Source organism: Ignavibacteriales bacterium (assembly GCA_016709765.1).
In the GTDB taxonomy this organism is placed as follows: Bacteria; Bacteroidota; Ignavibacteria; order Ignavibacteriales; family Ignavibacteriaceae; genus IGN3.
This window is the reverse complement of sequence record JADJMD010000012.1, coordinates 469,895-490,386: the sequence shown is the minus strand read 5'-3', so window position 1 is coordinate 490,386 and position 20,492 is coordinate 469,895. Positions and strand designations below refer to the sequence as shown.

Sequence of the window (20,492 nt, the reverse complement as noted above, 5' to 3'; positions counted from 1 at the left end):
TATAGCTTTTCTACACCTGGCACAAACCCACTTGAAACACCCCTTGGCTTAATTGTACGTTATTATACTAATCTGTATTTTAATCGTAAGTCATTAACATAAGGTCTGAATAATAACAGGAAGGATAATTGCAATGGGCGACAAAGGCGGCAAAAAGGATAAGAACAAGGATCAAAAACAAAAGAAAAGTAAAGAAGAACAAAAGACAAAAGCACAGGTAGCCAAGCAACCCAAAAAAAAACAATAGTTGGCGGAAAGATTCTTATACTTTCCAAATAATAGCCGGGGACAGTATATTCCCTGGAAACGCTATCCTACTTTCAACTTTCTTGTGATTTGATAGTTCTATAACCCTTGATTGCTAAACATCCTTATGCTAAGAGTTAGTTACAATTATAAATCGGAATGAATTAACATAATTTTCCCAAATGTTATTCATCCTCCTCCAGCCAACTTATAGCTTTTTCAACTGTATTAAAATATTTAAAATTACTCCACTTAACATTTGAATCTGCCTTTTCGAAAAAATGACTATCATTCTTACCACTTGAGATTACAATCGCTATCTTATCGCTAATAGTAAATCCGAACTTTTCTAAAGCGTCTCCGTCGGTGTGTATCTTGTATATTCCCGCTTCAGGTAAAGTTTTAGAATGATTAATTAAATACTTTTTGCAATTGTAATCCCGTGCAAGTTTTATTGCATCTGCTGAGTATTGTTGAACAATTTTAAAGTTTACTCTTCCTTGAATCCTTAAGTGGACTATTTTTTTTTGTTCCTCGTAATCAATTGTGTAGCTCATTACAAACCTCATCTAATTTATTATTTAATCACGTCGCGATTATCTTAATCATAAATGCTAGATATAACATAACCTTATTGCAGAAGGCATCAAACTATAATTAGCAAGTAAAAGGTCGTTTTAAATATTTGGCGTATTATCTCAAATGAAAGTTGGCAGTCTTTAAAATTAGTGTACCAATTAATATTTCTCATTCTATTCTTAAATATTCTTAAAAAATAGGCATATTTATTGCTTAAAAATGTTGAGTCATTTTATCATAACACCTTAACCTTTATTTTTAATCGATATATAATAATTGTAATAATTAACATTTGTTAAAGAATATTTTGATTTTCATACAAAATACCGGTCATTATCCTAAAAGTATCTTTTCAAATCAATAAAAAAACTTAGAGTATTACCGTATTCTTGTTGCCCACATTCAATTATAATTTCCAGATAATTAAACTTTTTTATGCATTGTATCTCATCTACAGGTTAATATGTTTGCCATTAACAATAATGGTGATGATATGAAAAAGATAATATTTGTTTGTGTAATGATTTTGTTGATTTTTTTAGCTTGCTCAGAAGATGAAAATGATGTTATGAGTAACGGAATAATCACAGGCGTTGATTCATGGGAATATCTTTGCTGTGGTGGGTATTTCATTGATATCAATAGTTCCACTTATCGTTTTAGATTACTACCAGCAGGAAGCAATATAATAAGAGAAAATCCTATCTTTCCAATTTACGTTAAACTTGACTGGGCGATTGAAGATTCTCTTTGCTTAGGAGATGAAGTTAGAGTTTTTAAAATCCAATTGAGGTAAGTATATCCAATCTGGGAGCCATTCTTTTTTTTAAAAAATTAAAACAAAAAAGCCGATGAATTTCTCCACCGGCTTTAATTTTTCTAAAATATTTTGTGTTTAAGAAAACTGAACTTTTTTCTTTGTTCTTTCTGCATACTCAAGTACGAATGCACTTGCCACAAAGATTGATGAATATGTACCAATGATGATACCGAAGAAAAGAGTAAATGCAAATGCTCTTAATACATCTCCGCCTAATAGCATAAGAATAAGTACAGTTATTAATGTAGTAAAAGCAGTAATAATTGTTCTGCTCATTGTTTGATTAATACTTTTATTAATCACCTCCATCAACGGCAAGGTTTTATGAATTTTCATATTCTCTCTAACACGATCAAACACAATTACTGTGTCATTGATTGAGTAACCTACAAGTGTAAGAAAAGCGGCAACAACTGATAAATCAATATCTAAATTTAAACCAGGAATAACACCGTATAAAGCCGAATATAATCCAAGGGTTATTAATACATCGTGAAAGAGTGCAGCAACAGCACCGATAGCAAAAACAAATTTAAATCTAAATCCTAAGTAAATAAGAATAACTACTAATGATAAAAATACAGCAATAACGGCATCTCTTTTTAACTCATCACCTATTTTGGGGCCGACTCGATCTTCTTTAACTACATTAAAAGAATTACCTTTGATTTTTTCTCTAAGGTTTTCTTTAATCCAATCTGCTATACCAACACTTACATCAATTTGTTTGTTATCCGGTTCTTCAGAAACTTTGGCAGACTGAAATCCTACCTCAAAAAGTTTTTCTGAAATTAAGTTTGTTGTTTCCGCATTGGGAAAAGAATATGTAATTGAAGTAGCTGTTTTTTCAACAATGTTAAAGCCAACGTTTGGTATAATTTTCTTAATTTCATCCTCAATGCCTTTGACAACATTTGGATAAACATTTTCAGGCAGTTGCTGAAGTTCTGTTCTAATTAGGGCCCCGGTTTCGCCACCAAATGTTCTAACTTCAACATTCCCAAGACCAATATTTTCAATATCTTTTCTTACTTCCGCTATATCAATTTGTTTTTCAAACTGAAGAACAATTTCGGATCCGCCCTTAAAATCAATACCAAAGCTTAATCCTTTAAAGATTACACTTAATAATCCTATTAAAAATAAAGTAAGAGAAAATATATAGAAAAATTTTCTCTTCCCTAAAAAATCAACATTTAAATTATGAAATACTCGCATTTATAAATTAACTCCTAAATAAAAATTTTAACCTACGCTGATTTTAACGCCTCTGGAAACGAGGATATCTAATACAAGTCTTGAAATAACAAGAGCACCAAATAAAGAAGCTGCGATACCGATCATTAATGTTAGCGCAAAACCTTGAACAGGACCGGTACCGAACTGATAGAGAATGATACCAGTAAAAAACGTAGTAATGTTTGAATCGATAATAGCTGAATAGGCTCTTGAAAAACCGCTATCGATTGATGCTTTCATCGTTTTACCGGTTGCCATTTCTTCTCTTATTCTTTCAAAGATAAGAACATTGGCATCCACGGCCATACCAATTGTAAGAACGATACCAGCAATGCCAGGTAGTGTTAATGTAGCACTAAACCCAGCCAGGATACCAAGTATAAAAAGAATTACAAGTACAAGGGTAAGCGCTGCTACTGTACCAGCCTGTCTGTAATAGAATATCATAAATAGACCAACCGCAATGTAACCTATCATTGCAGAACTAAATCCACTTGATATAGAATCCTGACCCAATGAGGGACCAACAATTCTTTCTTCAATAGCATCAACAGGAGCAGGAAGTGCGCCGGCTTTAAGAACAATCTCAAGCAGTTTAGCTTCTTCCATACTTTCTGAACCTTCGATCTGCGAACGTCCACCGGGGATTTTGCCTTTTACATTGGGTGCAGTAAAAACAACACCATCAAGCATAATCGCAATTCGTTTCCCAATATTTGCGCCAGTTATCCTTGCCCAATCAGTAGCACCTTCAGAGTTCATAGTCATATTAACAATAGGCGAAGATGTATTTGGATCTATATTTGCATTCGCATCAGTAACAACGCCACCGGTTAATTCCGGTGTCTTGTTTACCATATACATTTGAAAAATAGTTTTTCCATCCTGTGTAGTAAATGGCTTTGAATGGAAAACAAATTCTACATTATCCGGAATTACTTTTTGAACTTCGGGTAAGCTTAACCAATACTCAATTTTATTTCTATCATCCTTATTTACATATGCATCAGCATTCGGACTTTGTGGATTTAATACTGCTACCGAAAAGAAAGGATGTTGAATTTTAAATTCTTCTTCGGTTAATTGTTTTGTTGTATCAGTTGCTGCAGTAGTATCATTGCTCTTTTTAGTTGTATCCAAAGCAGCTATTTCACTACCTAGAGAATCTTTTACACCTGATTGATTTCTTTTTGCAAGAACATCATCAATTCTTTGCATAATAGGAAAAGTAAGTTCGGCATCTTTAACTAATCTAAACTCAAGTAAAGCTGTACCCTGCAAAAGCTGTTTTGCTTCTTCTTCCTTTGCAACGCCCGGTAACTCAACAATAACTCTTCTGCTGCCCTGTCTGGATATGGAAGGTTCAGAAACGCCGTATTGATCAACTCTGTTTCTGATAATTTCCATCGCGCGATTAACTGCATCTTCTGCTGATTTTTTTAATTCATCCATTATTTCAGCATCATCTTGTCTGATAGTACCGTAGTATCGGCTCAATCTAACATTTCGATCTTTAAATTTTCTGCCTATAATATCAACAACAGATTCATCAGTTTTTAATGCTTCTGCTTGAGCTTCGGCTAATACTTTTTTGAAAACATCATCCGGATTATTAGCGATTTTTTCTAATAATTTTCCGGTGTTAACTTCTAACACAACACGCATACCACCTTGAAGATCCAAGCCAAGTTTAACTCTCTTTTTTCTTGCCTCAAGTATTGAAGGATCAGCTATTTTAATGCTGTCTTCAACAAGAGTAACCAACTTTTCAACCTGATCTTTTGATAGCTCCGGATTAAGTTTTCGAACCTTTTCCCTTGTGGAATTAAGAGTTGCCGTTAATGCTTTGTTGTTTTGATAATCCTGAAAAGTAGGATATAGCAGATATGCACTTAGAGCGATAAATGCTAGAATGAGAATGATCTTAAATCTGTATTCTTTCATGCTTTAATAATTTTTAGTAAATAAAAGGGTCTTTAAAAAAATAGCTGTCAAACTTACGGGTAAAGGCTAAGAAAGTCAATAAAAATTAAGTATTTAGAATGAATCCCATTGTTAAATAATACTGATTTACCCGAAAAATAAACTTTTTCAAAGTAAGGTAAGCCGTGTTTACGGATTTGCTATCTTGAATTATTTTTATGTTGGGGATTCGGCGACAAATAGTTTAATGGGTGTGATTTCTTTATAAAAATCTTAATGACAATTTGCTCATAAACAGAAATTTATAAATATAAAGTTCGACCAAATTGTTGAATTCTTCGACGAAATGGAATACTAGCTTGTCGATTCTTCTTTTAAAAACCCTCAATAATGCACTAAAGAAAACTATTCTCTTATAAAAATTTCTGGCTTGAAAATTTATGATGTAAGACCGAATAATTTGTTTATTCAATTAGAATGCAAAATTGTTTCTGAATATTCAACGTTGCATTTCAAACATAAAACTAAAAACTGAGATTACTTTTAGGAATATTAGATGAAAAAGATTGCAGTAATTTTTGGGACCAGGCCAGACACAATTAAAATGGCTCCAATAATTAAAGAGTTGGAACAACAAACTGAACACTTCGAAATAATAACTATTGCAACAGCTCAACATCGTCAAATGCTTGATCAGGTTTTGGATGTATTTAATATAAAACCTGATTATGATTTAAACATAATGAAGCCTTCGCAAACACTTGCCACGATTACAAAAAACACTATTGAAGAACTTGATTTAATTTTTGAAAAGGAAAAACCTGACTTGGTTTTAGTGCAAGGAGATACGACAACGACGTTTGTTGGAAGTTTAGCAGCATTTTATAGACAAATACCTGTTGGACACATTGAGGCGGGTTTAAGAACAAATGATAAAAACAATCCTTTTCCGGAAGAGATAAACCGAAGATTGACAAGCACAATAACCGATCTTCATTTTGCACCAACACATACGGCTAAAGAAGCACTAATTACAGAAAATGTTAATTCTGAAAATATTTTTGTTACGGGAAATACTGTTATTGATGCATTAAGTTATTCGGTTAAAAAAGATTATATCTTTTCGTCAGATTCCTTAAATCAGATCATTGACCAAGAGAAAAAAATCATACTTGTAACTATGCATCGCCGAGAAAATTTGGGTGAGCCAATGAAAAGCGCGTGCAATGCGATAAAAAAGCTTGCTCTATGCTACAAAGAATATAATTTCATATTTCCTATACATCTTAATCCTAAAGTTCAAGAAGTTGTTCATTCAATTTTAGATAACATCTCAAATATTTTTTTAATAAGCCCGCTGGATTATCTGGATTTTGTAAATCTGATGTCTAAGTCATATTTAATTTTAACAGACTCTGGTGGCGTTCAAGAAGAAGGTCCTCATTTTGGAATTCCTATACTTGTTTTAAGAGAAGTTACAGAAAGACCTGAAGCAGTAGAATACGGTACAGTTAAACTTGTTGGATTAGATGAGCACACTATTTTTACTACTGCCGATAACTTACTTAATAATGAGGACGAATATATTAAAATGGCTTCTGCTGTAAACCCATATGGAGATGGTTTGTCATCAAAACGAACAATACAGATAATTAAGAATTATTTCCAGATTTCTAACATTCCAGTTGTTGAATTTGATCCGCTGGCGATAAAAGAAAACTCAAATCATATCTTGCTAACAGAGAATTTGGAATATGAAAATAATTTCTAAAATATATTTTTTAATACTTCTTATTTCATTTTTATCACTCCAAATTTTTGGAGAAAATAATTATAAGCAAAAAGGAGTGTTAGTTGTTGTGCAAGGGACTTCTGAATTAACCAACTTAGCTATGGGGGATGGAAGACAATTGGCTCAACTGCTCGGACATTTTAACACAATAACGGACGTAATAGGAGTTGATGAATATAAATCATCTTCGATAAATAACTATGATTATATTTTTTATATAGGATTCTATCTAAATAATTCGGTTCCTATTACTTTTCTAAATGATATTGTAAAAACAAATAAACCAACTACCTGGATTAATACCGGATTCATCGAATTTTCCAACAAAATTAATACATTAGATTTATTTGGGTTTAAAGTAACAAAACTTGACACAGCCAGTATGTTTGATTTAGTAAAATCAAACAATAAATCCTTTACTAAAGGTGAAGGAAATATTAATATGATCGAAATATCTGACTACAATAAAGTTGAAATCATTGCAACTGCTATATCATCAAAAAAGAAACATGAAGTTCCATACATAGTTAAATCTAATAATTTGGTTTACATTGCAGACTCGCCATTTGCTTATGCAAATTCTACAGACCGCTATTTACTGTTTGCCGATTATCTTCACGAAATTTTAAATGAACAACACGAAGAATCTCATACGGCGATTGTAAGAATTGAAGATGTTACACCATTAGATGACCCGGATAAAATAAGAGATATTACTGACTACTTATCTGAAAGAGGCATCCCATTTTTAATTGGTGTTGTGCCATTTTATGTTGATCCAATAGAAGGAATCCGTATTAGTCTTTCTGAGAAACCAGATATGGCAGATGCATTGCGCTATGCTGAAATAAATGGTGGAACTATTGTAATGCACGGTATAACTCATCAATACAAAGATGTAACCGCATCTGATTTTGAATTCTGGGATGCAAATCTTAACCTCCCAATTCAAGATGAAAAGGCTAACTTAATTAGTAGAAAAATTGAAATGGGGCTAAGTGAATATTCTAAAAATGGTCTTCATCCATTATTATGGGAAACACCGCACTATACTGCTTCAAATATTTTTTATGAAACTATTTCTAATTATTTCAGTTCTGCAATTGAACAAAGACTATCAATTGAAAATCCTGATTACTGTCAGTTTTTTCCTTATATAATTTATAAGGATTTGTATGGTCAAAAAATTTACCCCGAAAATTTAGGTTATATCCCTCTTAATCTTGATCCCAAAGAAGTAAAAAAATCTGTAGTTGAAATCTTAAGTGGAGCAAAAGCAAATTTAAATGTTCGTGATGGTTTTGCTTCATTTTTCTTTCATTCTTTTCTTGATATCGATATCCTAAAAGAACTAATCGATGAAATTGAGAAAATGGGCTACACATTTTTAAATCTAAAAGATGAAATCAATTCAGTTAAATCTAAAAAGCAAATACTACTTTCCGGCACTCAGAATTATTCCTTAATAGTTGATGATCAATATGTAACTGAGACTTATTTTGATCAGGATGGTAAGATAAAAGAGAAAAAAATTGCCGATAAAAGAACTATTGGTACTATCTCAAAAAAAATAAATTTAAAACCAGGTGAATATTATAATGCAGAGCTAACCGAGTTTTTAAAAAGTGAGCCAGGTTTTTTAGAAAACTTATTTCAAAACGTAAGTAATAAATATGATGAGATTTTTGATATAAACGAGAATTGGAATGAGCCTCGTGTTGTGATATTATGGAATCACTTTGCAAAAGGTGCAGCATACAATGATCAAGCATCTTTAGCTTCAGTATTTCAGAGTGTTAACTTAATTGTTGACACAATATTTTCTAATCAACATATTGATTTGGGCAACTACAATTTATTAATTGTTCCGTACACAGCTGTAGAATCACTTAAACCAACCGATTATAATATTATAACCAACTTTGTAAAAAGCGGTGGAAATGTAATTACTGACACTAAAAACTATTTATCTGAAGAACTTGGAATCAAGTACACATCTACACAAATAAAGGTTGTAGGTATTCGAGATAATAATTTTCACGAAGAAAAAATTGTTTGGAGTGATCAAGAACTAGTTAACAAATTTGAAACAAATGATGTTGAAGAAGTATTCTGTTTTGATCAGGCTACAGAATTTCCTATGGTTATTGGTAAAAAATATGGTGATGGAAAAGTTATTTACATTAGTTCTAAATTTGATCCCCATTCACAGCTTGGATACAGTCACTATCCATACTTACTGGAATATGTAAGACAATATTTTCATCTAAAGCCAACAATCAAAAAAAATAATTTAGAAGTTTATTTTGATCCCGGTTTTAGATCAAAGATCAGTATAGAAAAATTGGTTAAGCAGTGGGTAAAACAGGGAATTAGAATTATACATGCCGCAGGCTGGCATCAATATCCAAAATATACTTACGATTATAAAACCTTAATCAAGCTTGCACACGCAAATGGTATTCTGGTTTATGCATGGTTAGAGCCGCCTCAAGTAAGTCAAAAATTCTGGGCTGATCATCCTGAGTGGAGAGAGAAGAATTATTTAGGAGAAGATGTTAGACCATCATGGCGATATCCAGTAGCCCTTACGGATGCCCAATGTGTAAATAATATGAAAAATGAATTTGTAAAGTTTCTTGAAAACTATGATTGGGATGGAGTCAATCTTGCTGAGTTATATTTTGAAGCAGGATTAGGATTTGAAAGTCCTACCTTATTTACTCCAATGCATTCTTCTGCTCAAAAAGAAGTAAAGGAAAAATATGGTATCGATCTTCCTAAAATATTTGATACGACTTCAAAATATTATTGGGAAAACAATTCACAAGTAAGAAAAAGTGTAATTGATTATAGAGTTAAAAAGCTTAATCAAGTTTACGAAATACTTTTAAATTCATTTCAAGAGATAGCAAATCGCAAAAAGGGATTTCAGATTATTGTAACAGCAATGGATAGTTATGGCTCACCTGAACTTCGTGAATATATTGCTGATGACATGGATAATATTTTAAAGTTGCAAAAGAAGTACAATTTTATACTTCAGGTTGAAGATCCTCAGCATCTATGGTCAACAAATCCAAACAGATATTTTGATATTGGAAAACTATATTTAGAAAAGATTAGTGATAAAAGTAAGTTGATGCTGGATCTAAACATTTTGAAATTCAGAAATGAGAATGATATAATACAATTTCCAACATTAACACAAACAGGAACTGAAAGCTTTCATATGGTTAGATCAGCTTCTTTAGGGGCACCAAGACTAACTATTTATTCGGAATCGAGCGTTAATCCACAAGACCTTTATTACATGCCTTATGCTTTAGCAAGTGAAGTTAAATATAAAGTTGTTAAGGATGGAATTGAATATTATTCTCCAACTTCTTTCACTTTAGAGTTACCGAAAAGGGTTACAAGTATTAGTCTTAATAATAATACAATTTCGCCAGGTAGAAATAATTCATTTATAATACCAGCTGGAATCAATCTTGTTAAATTCAACACTAGCGATGACCAATTTAATCCAACAGAACTACAGACAAAGATACTTTCTTTCAGTGGGAATCTGCTTTCGATCAAATATGGTTATCAAGATTTATTATTTACTTATGAATCTGATACACGAACAATTATTTCGCTAAATCGAGTGCCAACAGAAGTAACCGTTGATGGCAAGAATTACAAATTCAAAATAATGGAAGGTGAAGATTGCTTCAGCATTTTCTTACCTGTTGGAACACACAACGTTGATTTGACTGTTGGTGATGCATTTTCAAAAGGTGTAAACCTTACAAGCTTCTGGTCTTCAACAAGCATAGCACTTTTCGGAACATTTTCTATTGTGCTGCTTTTAATAATGTATTTATCAGTAAAATATTTAAACCATAAGTATAGACTGCAAGAGATTAAACAATGACAAATTTAGAATTAGATCTTAGCGTAATATTTCTAATAACAGTAATACTTATCTGGTTTATGATTGCGTACCAATTTGTGCTTTCAGTTTTTGGATACATCAATTATATAAAATCATTTAAAGAAAAAAGATTTGTTGACGAAAATCATTTTAATTTGCCAACTTGTTCTATTTTAATCCCCGCCCACAATGAAGAAAAAGTAATTGGACGAACTATAGAATCAATGCTGCAACTGGATTATCCAAAAGAAAAACTAAAAATAATTGTTATAAATGATGGCTCAGTAGATTTAACAAAACAAATAATTAATCAATTCATTCAGAACGATGATAGAGTTGTTTTGTTTGATGTTCCAAAGGGTTTGGGTGGAAAAGGTAAATCAAGAGCACTTAACCTTGCGTTGGAAATTGTTGAATCAGAAATAATTGCAATTTATGATGCTGATAATACACCGGATAAAAATGCACTCAAATATTTGGCAGCTCAGCTTATATTAAATAAAGGACTTGGCGCAGTACTTGGCAAATTCAGAACTATTAATAAAAATGAAAACTTACTTACAAAGTTTATAAACATTGAGACATTAAGTTTCCAATCAATGCTTCAGGCGGGTAGATGGCAAATCCATAACATCGCAACGTTACCCGGAACTAATTTTGTAATGTGGACAAGCTTAATAAGAAAACTTAACGGCTGGGATGAAGAAGCACTTACTGAAGATTCTGAATTAAGTATAAGAATTTATCAGGAAGGATATAAAATTAAATATATACCTTACTCAGTAACCTATGAACAAGAACCACAGGAATGGAAAGTTTGGATTAAGCAGCGACTAAGATGGGTTAGAGGAAACCATTACGTGATTTCAAAGTTCTTTAAACAGATACCCCACTTTAAAAATAAGCGTCTTGCTTTTGATTTACTTTACAATCTTGCACTATACTATATCTTTTTCTTTGCAATTCTAATATCAGATTTTCTTTTTATAATCAGTGCAATGGATTTAGTTAGTATGTCTTTACCCGGCCCATATACAATTGTTTGGGTTATGGCATTTGTACTTTTCATATTCGAGATAATTGTATCTATTTCTTATGATGAAGAAGATAGTTTTGGAAAAATTTGGCTTATAGTGTTGATGTATTTCAGTTATTGCCAGCTTTGGATTTATTTGGTTATAAAATCTTTTTACATCGAGTACATAAAAAAAGAAAAACATGTATGGGATAAAACAGTAAGATTTGATTTAGCACCTGAGAAGAAAACAAAATGAAAATTAGAATAATAATATTATCACTTATTGTTTTATTTACTGTAAATAGTTTTGCACAACTATCTTTGTATAGTTCTGCTAGCTATGGTTATTATCAAAATCCACTTTATAATTATCAAGAACTTGATGACCAATTAAAACAAACTTATACAGAATTTAACTACTCGAAAGAATTTGATCGTTCCAAACTAAGCTTAAGTTACGTTAGTGGATTGGTTATATTTAACAGGTTTGAAGATAGAAATTATTATGAGCATAATTTAACGTCCACATATGCAATTGATTTCAAAGAAGAAAATCTTGAAAATGATTATAGTAAAGATGTATCAAATCTATCAATTAGTCCGCTGCTAACATTTTCTCTTAAAGTTGGTGGAAGACACGATAAAGAAATATTCCAAGACTTCAATAATTTTGGAACCAGTGCTTTAACTGCATACAAATTTTTAATTTCAGATGATTATTTTCTTGAATTTTCCAATACATTCGGTTATAGAGATTATTCCAACATTACTGTACTATCTAATATTACTGATATTGTAAATCTTCAGATAGGAAATAAACCTACCAGCACGTTTAACTATGGTCTTAATCTTTCAAGTGGTTTTAAATACTATACGGAATCAATCTACGATACAAGTAAATTTGAAGTTGCTAGAAGTTTTACTACCAAGTATACAGGTAAAGGAAAAACCGGTGCCAAAATTACAGTACCATCGGACAAAGGTATTCTGATTTCTCCTATGGCAAATGGTACAGCCCAATTTGTCGCTGATATTTTTATGCGCACTACTTTGGGGCAGACTTCTCTTCAAGCAAATTTATTGTATAGATATAATCCAAACACTTTAGTTAGATACCTTGCCCAATATGCGAACACAACTTTTCTTACTGAAGATATCTATAATGATTATTTCAGTTATGAAGGATATGAGATTAAATCTCAAATTACTCAAAAATTATTTTATGATATTGAATTAAAACTTGATTTGTCATTTCAACAAAAACTGTTTGGTGCGCCAGCTTTAGATTTGATTGGAAACAAAACTGCAGATCAGCGAGTTGATTTGCGAACGTTTAGTGAGCTGTATATTTCTCGATACTTTAACTTATCAGATAACGTTGGAATGGGGGTTGCACTAAGTTCAGGTTTTGTCCGTAATCAATCAAATGATGCTTACAATGATTTTTCAGCCTACTACATTTCTTTATCCATTGGTTTTGGCTTTTATACGGAGTTTTAAATGTTTCAAAAAATTATACTTTTTATTTTTTCACTTTGCACACTTACGATTGCAAGCGATTGGAATTGGCAATATCCAAAACCTCAGGGAAATAATCTGTGGGCAATAGAATTTTACAATGAACACTATGGGTATGCAGTTGGCGAATGGGGAACAATTTTATTTTCCTCAGATCATGGATTAACATGGGAAATACAATACGAAGCGGTTACAGACAATTTACGCGATATTGCTTTAGCGGATTCGGTTACTGCCTGGATTGTTGGGGATAATGGTATGATTTTAAAAACTACTAACAATGGATTTCATTGGATTGAACAAAATAGCGGGATACAGAATGGTTTGAATGCAGTTTGTTTTGTGGACAAAAATAATGGTTGGGCTGTTGGTGATAATAAAAGAATTATCAGAACAAGTGATGGTGGAACTAATTGGATAATTCAAGTAGTGCCACTATTGCCAAATAACATAAGCTTTAACGGTGTTCATTTTAATAGTTTAACAGAAGGTTGGATCGTTGGATCTGCAGGATATATACTTCATACAATTAACGGAGGAACAGATTGGATTGTTCAAAAGAATACCGGGGCAACATTACAGCAAATAAGGTTTATTAATTCTACTACCGGATTTGCTGTTGGTATAAATGGATCGATATTTAAAACAACAAACTCTGGTACAAATTGGAACTCTATCATATCTAACACAACTCTTGGTTTAAATGATATTCTTTTTTCTACAACATCGGACTTTTGGCTAGTAGGTGATAACGGATTAATACTCAAGTCCTCAAATTCTGGTGCCTCATGGTCCTCTGAAAATTTAGATACTTATGCTTCAATACATCATATCTCAGAATTTTCTGGAATAAAATTTATTGCCGGTGAATATGGTCTATTAGCAAAAAAGAATAACTCAGATCCCTGGGATTTTTGGAATAAAGGTATGAACATTAGTATTAACTGGGTAACATTTTCCGAAGATGTAAATGGATTTGGAGTTGGACAGTATGGAAGAATTATAAAAACAATTGATGGCGGAATAACTTGGAATGATATTCACAATGGAATTACAGGTGATTCGTTTTACGGTGCAGATATGTCTGATCAAAATAACTTATGGCTTGTTGGAGATCTTGGAGTTCTTTTACATACTTCTAATGGCGGTACTAACTGGATTCAACAAACAACTAATACAACTAACACCTTATTAAGTATTTGTTTTGTTGATGGAAATAATGGTTGGGCTGTTGGTGATTTGGGTGAATTAATTCACACAATCAATGGCGGCATAACTTGGGTTAAACAAATATCCGGCACAACTAAATTACTTTTTGGTGTAACTTTTATAGATCTAAATAATGGCTGGATAACTGGTGAAGATGGACTTGTACTAAGAACAACAAATGGTGGTGTTTCCTGGATTCAACAAAATAGTTCAACTACTAATGCACTTTTCTATCCACACTTTATTAATCTGAATATTGGTTATTGTGCCGGCTCCTTTGGTATAATAATTAAGACTACAAATGGTGGAACAACCTGGTTTACTCAAACAAGCGGCACTCCAAATAATATTTATCTTATTAAAGCCATATCAGAAAATTCTATTTGGGCAATTGGGGATACAGGTCTTGTACTTCATAGTTCAAATGGCGGATTAAGCTGGCAAAGTGAGTTTGCAAAAACAGGTTATGATCTATTTGGATTAGAAGTTTTTGATGATACCACAGCATGGATCTGTGGTGATAATGGAACTGTACTTGCAACAGGAAATCCCGGAAATGTCACAAGCATCAATGAACACGGATTTAATTATCTTGATTCACCTAAAGAATTTGAAGTGTTTCAGAATTATCCAAATCCATTTAATCCTACAACAAAAATTCGTTGGTATTCTGCATTGAGTGGTTGGCAAACATTAAAAGTGTATGATATCCTTGGAAATGAAATTGCAATATTAGTAAATGAATATCGTAATGCAGGCAAATACGAAATTGATTTTAATGCTAGCAGCTTACCAAGCGGAGTGTATTTGTACAGAATACAAGCAGGCAATTTTATAGTAACAAAGAAGATGATATTACTCAAGTAACGTGAGTGCTAAATGTTTAATTAAATTTAAATCGTTTAGAAGATATTATTCCTAAAAATAAAAGAGTCTTTTTATATTACTTCTATTACACTTTTAACTAATCTTGCAAAAATGTTTTTAACTTTGTCTGCTGTTTCAGTTACTTCGGAATGTGATAATTTTTGATTTGATATTCCTGCAGCAAAATTTGTGATGCAGGAAATTGCGGATGTTTTCATTCCCAAATATGATGCATAAACTGCTTCGTGAACTGTAGACATTCCAACAGCATCGGCACGAAACTTATCAAAATATTTAATCTCAGCCGGCGTTTCGTAAGTCGGCCCCTTTGTGTACCAGTAAACGCCTTCTTTAAGATTTATTTTTTCTTTTTCTGCTGCGGATTTTATCAGATTATTAAAATCATTATCTGGTAGATTTAAAGAATTATTTTTTCCTGATTGATTTGTTAACCCAATTAAATCAGTTAATTCCTTTTTGAGTAATATTCCGTTTAAAGATGTTGCTAACATCAAATCGCCGGGCACAAAATTTTTATTTATTCCACCAGCTGCATTTGTTAACAAAAGATGTTTTGCACCAAGTTTGTGTGATATAAAAACAGGAAGTATGCACTCATTAATATTATATCCTTCGTAAAAATGGATTCTACCTTGGAACAAAATTATTTTTTTGTTTAGATATTCTGTAAAATGAATTTTCCCTTTGTGTCCTGCTACTGTTGATGCAGGATAATCTGGAATATCAGAAGTAGAAATTGATTTGTGTATTTGCAATTGCTCTGCAAAATCTCCAAGTCCACTGCCAAGAATTATTGATATTTCAGGATCGAAAGGAGTTTCAGTCTTTAGAAAATCTAATAATTTTTTGTATTTAAAAGATAAATCAATCATCAGAATGAAAAGAATAATCCGGCTAGAGTCGCAGTCAATAAAGTTGTAAGCACACCGCCAATAACCGCTTTAATTCCAAGTGCTGCAATATCTGATTTTCTATTTGGTGCAAGCGGCCCAAGTCCGCCTATTTGAATAGCGATAGACGAAAAGTTTGCAAATCCGCACAGCGCATAAGTTGCCATAAGTATAGATTTTTCATTTACCAGTTTTCCTGTTTCTACAAGCGTTCCCATATCGGAATAAGCAACAAATTCATTTAAAACTATTTTAGTACCTAGTAAACTTCCAAAAGTAAGTGAATCCTGCCAAGGGACACCAATTCCGTATGCAACAAATTGCAAAACCATTCCAATTATTAATTGAAAACTTAAAGGTTGACCAAATTTTGAAATCAAATAAGAATTAAATCCAGCTAAATCTCCCAAACCGTTTAACAAATAATTAATCAAAGCAATAAACGCGATAAACGCAATTAACATCGCACCAACATTTAACGCTAACTGCAAACCATCACTTGCACCATTTGCTGCTGCCTCAATTACATTGCCTGAATTTTTTTCAATGGAAACTTTTACAGTTCCTTTTGTTTCAGAATTGGAGGTTTCCGGGATTAAAATTTTTCCTATCATCATTGCACCTGGTGCTGCCATAAAACTAGCACCAAGCAGTTGTGTTGCAAACATTTGCTGTGCTGTAAATAAATCAACACCATGGGAAGCGGCATACGAACTACCCAGAATTTGAATGTACGCTGCCATAACTCCACCCGCAATAGTAGCCATTCCACCAATCATAATTGTTAGCAATTCACTTTGCGTCATCCCCTTAATGAAAGGTTTTATCATCAATGGTGCTTCTGTTTGTCCTACAAAAATATTTGCTGTGCAGGATAAAGATTCAGCGCCGCTTGTGCCCATAACCTTTGCCATAACCCACGCCATTGCCTGAACAACTTTTTGCATTACACCTAAGTAATAAAGTACAGACATCAAACTTGCGAAGAAAATTATGGTTGGCAGAACTTGAAATGCAAAGAAGAATCCGAGATTGCCCTCATTACCCGGAGCGAGGGCGAGATTTCCGAAAACAAATTTTGCACCTTCTGTTGTAAAGTTTAATATCAAAACAAAAACGTAGCTGAGCGAATTAAAAAAATCTTTTGCCCAGCCAAGCGGAAAAAAGAATGATCGCAGAGAATCACCGCGAAGAATTAGAATTGCAAAAAATATTTGTAAAGCGAAACCTGAGATAACTAATCGCCAATTGATTTTCTTTTTATTGTTGGATATTACAAATGCAAATCCAATTAATAATGCTAACCCAAATATTCCGCGGATAAATGATTCAAAATTCATTAATTGCTTTCTTCAGTTGGAATATAATGGCATTTACGGCAGCGTGCTTCGTACAAATCTGCTGCACCAACAATCACTCGTTCTGATGAAGCAGTTTTACGCTGAGTCCTATCAGCCGGATTTCCACATTCAACACATATTGCTAATGATTTTGTAATGTATTCTGAAACTGAAAGCAACTGCGGCAACGGTTCAAATGGAATACCGCGATAATCCATATCCAAACCCGCAACTATAACCCGCTTGCCGTCATCCGCAAGTTTATTGCAAACATTAATTATATCGTTTGAAAAAAATTGTGCTTCATCAATTCCAACAACTTGTGCATCTTCAACTAAATCCAAAATTTCTTTTACATCTTTAATCAAAATGGATGGAAGAGATTGTTCGCTGTGGGAAACGATTGAATTGTTTGAATATCTTGTATCTATTATGGGTTTGAAGATTACAATTTTTTGTTTTGCAATTTTTGCTCTGCGTAATCTGCGGATTAGCTCCTCAGTTTTGCCGCTGAACATACAGCCTGTAATTACTTCAATCCAGCCGGAATCTTTTGGTACTGCATGTGGTTTTGGTTCCATAATTATTTGTTTAAATCCTTATCCCCAAAAGCGTGTGGTAATAATTCTGAAGTTTTAAAAATTTTGTATTCTTCTTTTTCGTTTGTGCAGATAATATCAATCTCGCCGCAATGATCAAAAATTATTTGTCTGCATGCACCGCACGGAGTAATATAATCAGATGAATCACTTGCAATAGCAATTGCTTTAAATTTTCTCTCACCTTCGGAAATGGCTTTAAAGATGGCTGTACGCTCCGCACAAATAGTTAAACTAAATGTGCTGTTTTCCACATTACAGCCAGTAAAAATTTTATCATCTTCAGTTAAAAGTGCGGCACCAACATGGAAATTGGAATAGGGAGGAAGCGCATTTGCTTTTGCTTCCACTGCATTGTGTGCTAATGTTTTGTAATTCATATTTTTATTTGGAAAAATATTCTTTAAATGTTTTTAATCAAATTTATTATTTCCTGCTTACTAACATATAAAAAGTAGGAGTAAAATATTTATTTATAATCCCAAATCTATCATTTGAAATAGTATTTAAAAGTATATCCAATTTTACAAATTTGCAGAAGCTAATTAATTTTAGATGAAAATTACTCCAGACAATTCCATTGTTTCCGTTAAATAATTCCTTAACTGAAAAATTTGTTTGCAGCGAAAATTCAAAATCATTACTGAATATTTTTTCCAAATCATTTAAAGATAAAAGCTGTGCAATATCACTACGATTATAATCAGCTTTGCGAAAGTATTTCAGAAAATATTTTTTTATTGATTCACGTCTTAACAAAGATACAAACGGTAACCCAAAATGTGGATCGCTAAAAATATTAAAGATTGAAAGTTTATTTGGAGAACTTAAATAAATAGTCCCATTGCTTTTTAAAACTCTTTTAACTTCCGAGTAAAAATCCTTTACATCTAACAAGTGCTCAATCACATCTTGGATGATAATTAAATCAAAAGACTGATTGGTAAAAGGTAGAATTAATGCACTGCCATTTACTAATTTTAGGTCCGTCATTTCGAATGAGTCTTCGACTGAGAAATCTTTCTCTCTTAAATGTACAGATTTATCAGTCGGGTATGAACCCTTCTTCGAAATGAGATTGTAGCGCTGACGTTGCAACCTTACTAAACTTAGATCTAAACTAACAACAAAATTATTTTTTGACAAAACTTTTGCTGTACCGCCTTCACCGGAGCCTAAATCCAAAACAGTTAAATCTTTAGTATTTAACATTTGATTGACAACCGATTGAACAAATTTCCCACGTTCGATTGATAGCTGTCTTGCGCGCTGCCATCGCTTGAAGTTTGGATGAGATTTATCAAGCCAGGCTAGTTTTTGGGTTTTCACTTCCACTCAGTTTTACCGGAAAGTGAGTTAAAGAAATTAACAACAATAAAAACTTCAAAAAGTATTTGCAGATAAATTATTTCATGAAAATTAAAATGGTGTCCCAGTTTTTTTTGATATTTAATCACAACAAAAAAATCATAAATAAGTTTAACCGCAAATGGCATTGCTAATATTGGTGATATTAAAAATAACCACACTGATAAAAGTGAAACCAAATTTATTAAATGCCAAAATCCCAAAAACATTTTTTGTTTTGCTAGATAGTAAAACGAGGTTTGTAAATGTCTTTTTTTCTGTTTGAAATAATTAGCAAAAATTATTGGAGCTGCAGAAAAAACAAAAGCATCTGGTTCTATAATTGTTCCGATTAACATTTTATTTTTTACGGCTTCGCGCAAAAGCAAATCATCATCTCCGGAAATTGTTTCAGTAGTGTTCGAATATCCGCCAATTCTATTAAATGATGTTTTCCTAAACGCAAAACTTCTTGCAGCGGCTGAATACGGAATGTTTAATCCCACTGCCGCTATAGTTAAATATGTGTTTCTTAAATTTTCAAACGCAGATATTTTTTCAACCAAAGTTTTACCAGATTCAATTGGAGCAACGCTAAAAACAAAATCAAATCCTTCATCCAATTTTCCTGCAATAGCATTTAACCAATATGCTTTGGGCACACAATCAGCATCTGTAATAGCTATAAAATTATTTTGTGCAGCTTCAATTCCGATTGCAAGAGCACCTTTTTTGCCTAAGATAGTTTTATTGTTTGCAGTTATCAATTTAAAATGAATTTTATCTTTTATTTTAGATTGAATCAATTCTGTGGTTTTATCAGTTGAACTATCATCAACAATTATTATTTCTAAATTCTCTTTTGGATAATTTAATTGTTCAATTGAATCAATAAGAGAATTAATATTTGTTTCTTCATTTTTTGCGGCGATAACAAGCGACAATTTTGGCTTGGTAGTTGTCGTATATTTTCGGCTTAACTGATGATTAAAACCTTTGTATACAGTTACTGCCGTAAGCAGAAACAGAATTATTATAAAATATGTCACGGATATCATTTTAAAAACACAATATTATTTATTTTGAAAAAAATATAAATTATTTTCAGTTAGATATAGTAAATTAAATTATTTTCATATAAGTTAAGCCGAAATAATACTAATCT

15 protein-coding genes are annotated in these 20,492 nt (G+C 32.3%); 6 read left to right on the top strand and 9 right to left on the bottom strand.

Annotated features, from left to right (window positions below):
• Window positions 1-431: 431 nt before the first annotated feature.
• A complete protein-coding gene (locus IPJ23_07985; protein MBK7630626.1) occupies window positions 432-803 on the bottom strand; it encodes a hypothetical protein in 372 nt (123 codons plus the stop codon).
• 515 nt (window positions 804-1,318) lie between these two features.
• On the opposite strand from IPJ23_07985, the gene IPJ23_07980 reads away from it, so the two are divergent.
• Window positions 1,319-1,621 (top strand): hypothetical protein, encoded by a 303-nt coding sequence (locus IPJ23_07980; GenBank protein ID MBK7630625.1) that lies wholly within the window; start codon window positions 1,319-1,321, stop codon window positions 1,619-1,621.
• A gap of 99 nt (window positions 1,622-1,720) precedes the next feature.
• On the opposite strand, the gene secF is transcribed toward IPJ23_07980, so the two are convergent.
• Window positions 1,721-2,863, bottom strand: coding sequence for a protein translocase subunit SecF (gene secF / locus IPJ23_07975; protein ID MBK7630624.1), 1,143 nt, complete (start codon window positions 2,861-2,863; stop codon window positions 1,721-1,723).
• Window positions 2,864-2,890: 27 nt separating this feature from the next.
• Window positions 2,891-4,828, bottom strand: coding sequence for a protein translocase subunit SecD (secD, locus tag IPJ23_07970; GenBank protein ID MBK7630623.1), 1,938 nt, complete (start codon window positions 4,826-4,828; stop codon window positions 2,891-2,893).
• Between the two features lie 535 nt (window positions 4,829-5,363).
• On the opposite strand from secD, the gene wecB reads away from it, so the two are divergent.
• Genes wecB through IPJ23_07945 form a run of 5 tightly spaced genes read left to right on the top strand, consistent with a single transcriptional unit; the run spans window position 5,364 to window position 15,130 of the window.
• Complete coding sequence (gene wecB / locus IPJ23_07965; protein ID MBK7630622.1) at window positions 5,364-6,578, top strand: UDP-N-acetylglucosamine 2-epimerase (non-hydrolyzing); 1,215 nt, start codon at window positions 5,364-5,366, stop codon at window positions 6,576-6,578.
• Window positions 6,562-10,518, top strand: a complete 3,957-nt coding sequence (locus IPJ23_07960) for a DUF2334 domain-containing protein (GenBank protein ID MBK7630621.1) — start codon at window positions 6,562-6,564, stop codon at window positions 10,516-10,518. Before wecB ends, IPJ23_07960 begins: the two co-directional genes overlap by 17 nt.
• Window positions 10,515-11,792, top strand: a complete 1,278-nt coding sequence (locus IPJ23_07955; protein ID MBK7630620.1) for a glycosyltransferase family 2 protein — start codon at window positions 10,515-10,517, stop codon at window positions 11,790-11,792. Before IPJ23_07960 ends, IPJ23_07955 begins: the two co-directional genes overlap by 4 nt.
• A complete protein-coding gene (locus IPJ23_07950) occupies window positions 11,789-13,036 on the top strand; it encodes a hypothetical protein (GenBank protein MBK7630619.1) in 1,248 nt (415 codons plus the stop codon). Before IPJ23_07955 ends, IPJ23_07950 begins: the two co-directional genes overlap by 4 nt.
• On the top strand, window positions 13,037-15,130 hold the full coding sequence (locus IPJ23_07945) for a T9SS type A sorting domain-containing protein (protein ID MBK7630618.1): 2,094 nt from the start codon (window positions 13,037-13,039) through the stop codon (window positions 15,128-15,130).
• A 71-nt stretch (window positions 15,131-15,201) separates the two neighbouring features.
• Here IPJ23_07945 and IPJ23_07940 read toward each other — a convergent pair whose 3' ends face one another.
• From IPJ23_07940 to IPJ23_07915, 6 genes are read right to left on the bottom strand one after another with little or no spacing between them, the layout of a single operon-like run.
• Window positions 15,202-16,023: a purine-nucleoside phosphorylase gene (locus IPJ23_07940; protein ID MBK7630617.1), complete on the bottom strand. Its 822-nt coding sequence runs from the start codon at window positions 16,021-16,023 to the stop codon at window positions 15,202-15,204.
• On the bottom strand, window positions 16,023-17,381 hold the full coding sequence (locus IPJ23_07935) for a NupC/NupG family nucleoside CNT transporter (GenBank protein MBK7630616.1): 1,359 nt from the start codon (window positions 17,379-17,381) through the stop codon (window positions 16,023-16,025). Before IPJ23_07935 ends, IPJ23_07940 begins: the two co-directional genes overlap by 1 nt.
• Window positions 17,381-17,962 carry a thymidine kinase gene (locus tag IPJ23_07930; GenBank protein ID MBK7630615.1) on the bottom strand — a complete coding sequence of 194 codons (582 nt, stop codon included), beginning with the start codon at window positions 17,960-17,962 and terminating at the stop codon, window positions 17,381-17,383. Before IPJ23_07930 ends, IPJ23_07935 begins: the two co-directional genes overlap by 1 nt.
• A gap of 2 nt (window positions 17,963-17,964) precedes the next feature.
• Window positions 17,965-18,360 carry a cytidine deaminase gene (gene cdd / locus IPJ23_07925; GenBank protein MBK7630614.1) on the bottom strand — a complete coding sequence of 132 codons (396 nt, stop codon included), beginning with the start codon at window positions 18,358-18,360 and terminating at the stop codon, window positions 17,965-17,967.
• Between the two features lie 46 nt (window positions 18,361-18,406).
• Entirely contained in the window at window positions 18,407-19,309 is a 903-nt protein-coding gene (locus tag IPJ23_07920; protein MBK7630613.1) for a class I SAM-dependent methyltransferase, read from the bottom strand.
• Complete coding sequence (locus IPJ23_07915; protein MBK7630612.1) at window positions 19,306-20,385, bottom strand: glycosyltransferase; 1,080 nt, start codon at window positions 20,383-20,385, stop codon at window positions 19,306-19,308. Before IPJ23_07915 ends, IPJ23_07920 begins: the two co-directional genes overlap by 4 nt.
• Window positions 20,386-20,492 lie beyond the last annotated feature (107 nt).

Excerpts from the sequence above, each read along its gene's own strand:
- IPJ23_07985 (MBK7630626.1), bottom strand. The coding sequence starts at position 803 with ATGAGCTACACAATTGATTACGAGGAACAAAAAAAAATAGTCCACTTA.
- IPJ23_07980 (MBK7630625.1), top strand. The coding sequence starts at position 1,319 with ATGAAAAAGATAATATTTGTTTGTGTAATGATTTTGTTGATTTTTTTA.
- secF (MBK7630624.1), bottom strand. The coding sequence starts at position 2,863 with ATGCGAGTATTTCATAATTTAAATGTTGATTTTTTAGGGAAGAGAAAA.
- secD (MBK7630623.1), bottom strand. The coding sequence starts at position 4,828 with ATGAAAGAATACAGATTTAAGATCATTCTCATTCTAGCATTTATCGCT.
- wecB (MBK7630622.1), top strand. The coding sequence starts at position 5,364 with ATGAAAAAGATTGCAGTAATTTTTGGGACCAGGCCAGACACAATTAAA.
- IPJ23_07960 (MBK7630621.1), top strand. The coding sequence starts at position 6,562 with ATGAAAATAATTTCTAAAATATATTTTTTAATACTTCTTATTTCATTT.
- IPJ23_07955 (MBK7630620.1), top strand. The coding sequence starts at position 10,515 with ATGACAAATTTAGAATTAGATCTTAGCGTAATATTTCTAATAACAGTA.
- IPJ23_07950 (MBK7630619.1), top strand. The coding sequence starts at position 11,789 with ATGAAAATTAGAATAATAATATTATCACTTATTGTTTTATTTACTGTA.
- IPJ23_07945 (MBK7630618.1), top strand. The coding sequence starts at position 13,037 with ATGTTTCAAAAAATTATACTTTTTATTTTTTCACTTTGCACACTTACG.
- IPJ23_07940 (MBK7630617.1), bottom strand. The coding sequence starts at position 16,023 with ATGATTGATTTATCTTTTAAATACAAAAAATTATTAGATTTTCTAAAG.
- IPJ23_07935 (MBK7630616.1), bottom strand. The coding sequence starts at position 17,381 with ATGAATTTTGAATCATTTATCCGCGGAATATTTGGGTTAGCATTATTA.
- IPJ23_07930 (MBK7630615.1), bottom strand. The coding sequence starts at position 17,962 with ATGGAACCAAAACCACATGCAGTACCAAAAGATTCCGGCTGGATTGAA.
- cdd (MBK7630614.1), bottom strand. The coding sequence starts at position 18,360 with ATGAATTACAAAACATTAGCACACAATGCAGTGGAAGCAAAAGCAAAT.
- IPJ23_07915 (MBK7630612.1), bottom strand. The coding sequence starts at position 20,385 with ATGATATCCGTGACATATTTTATAATAATTCTGTTTCTGCTTACGGCA.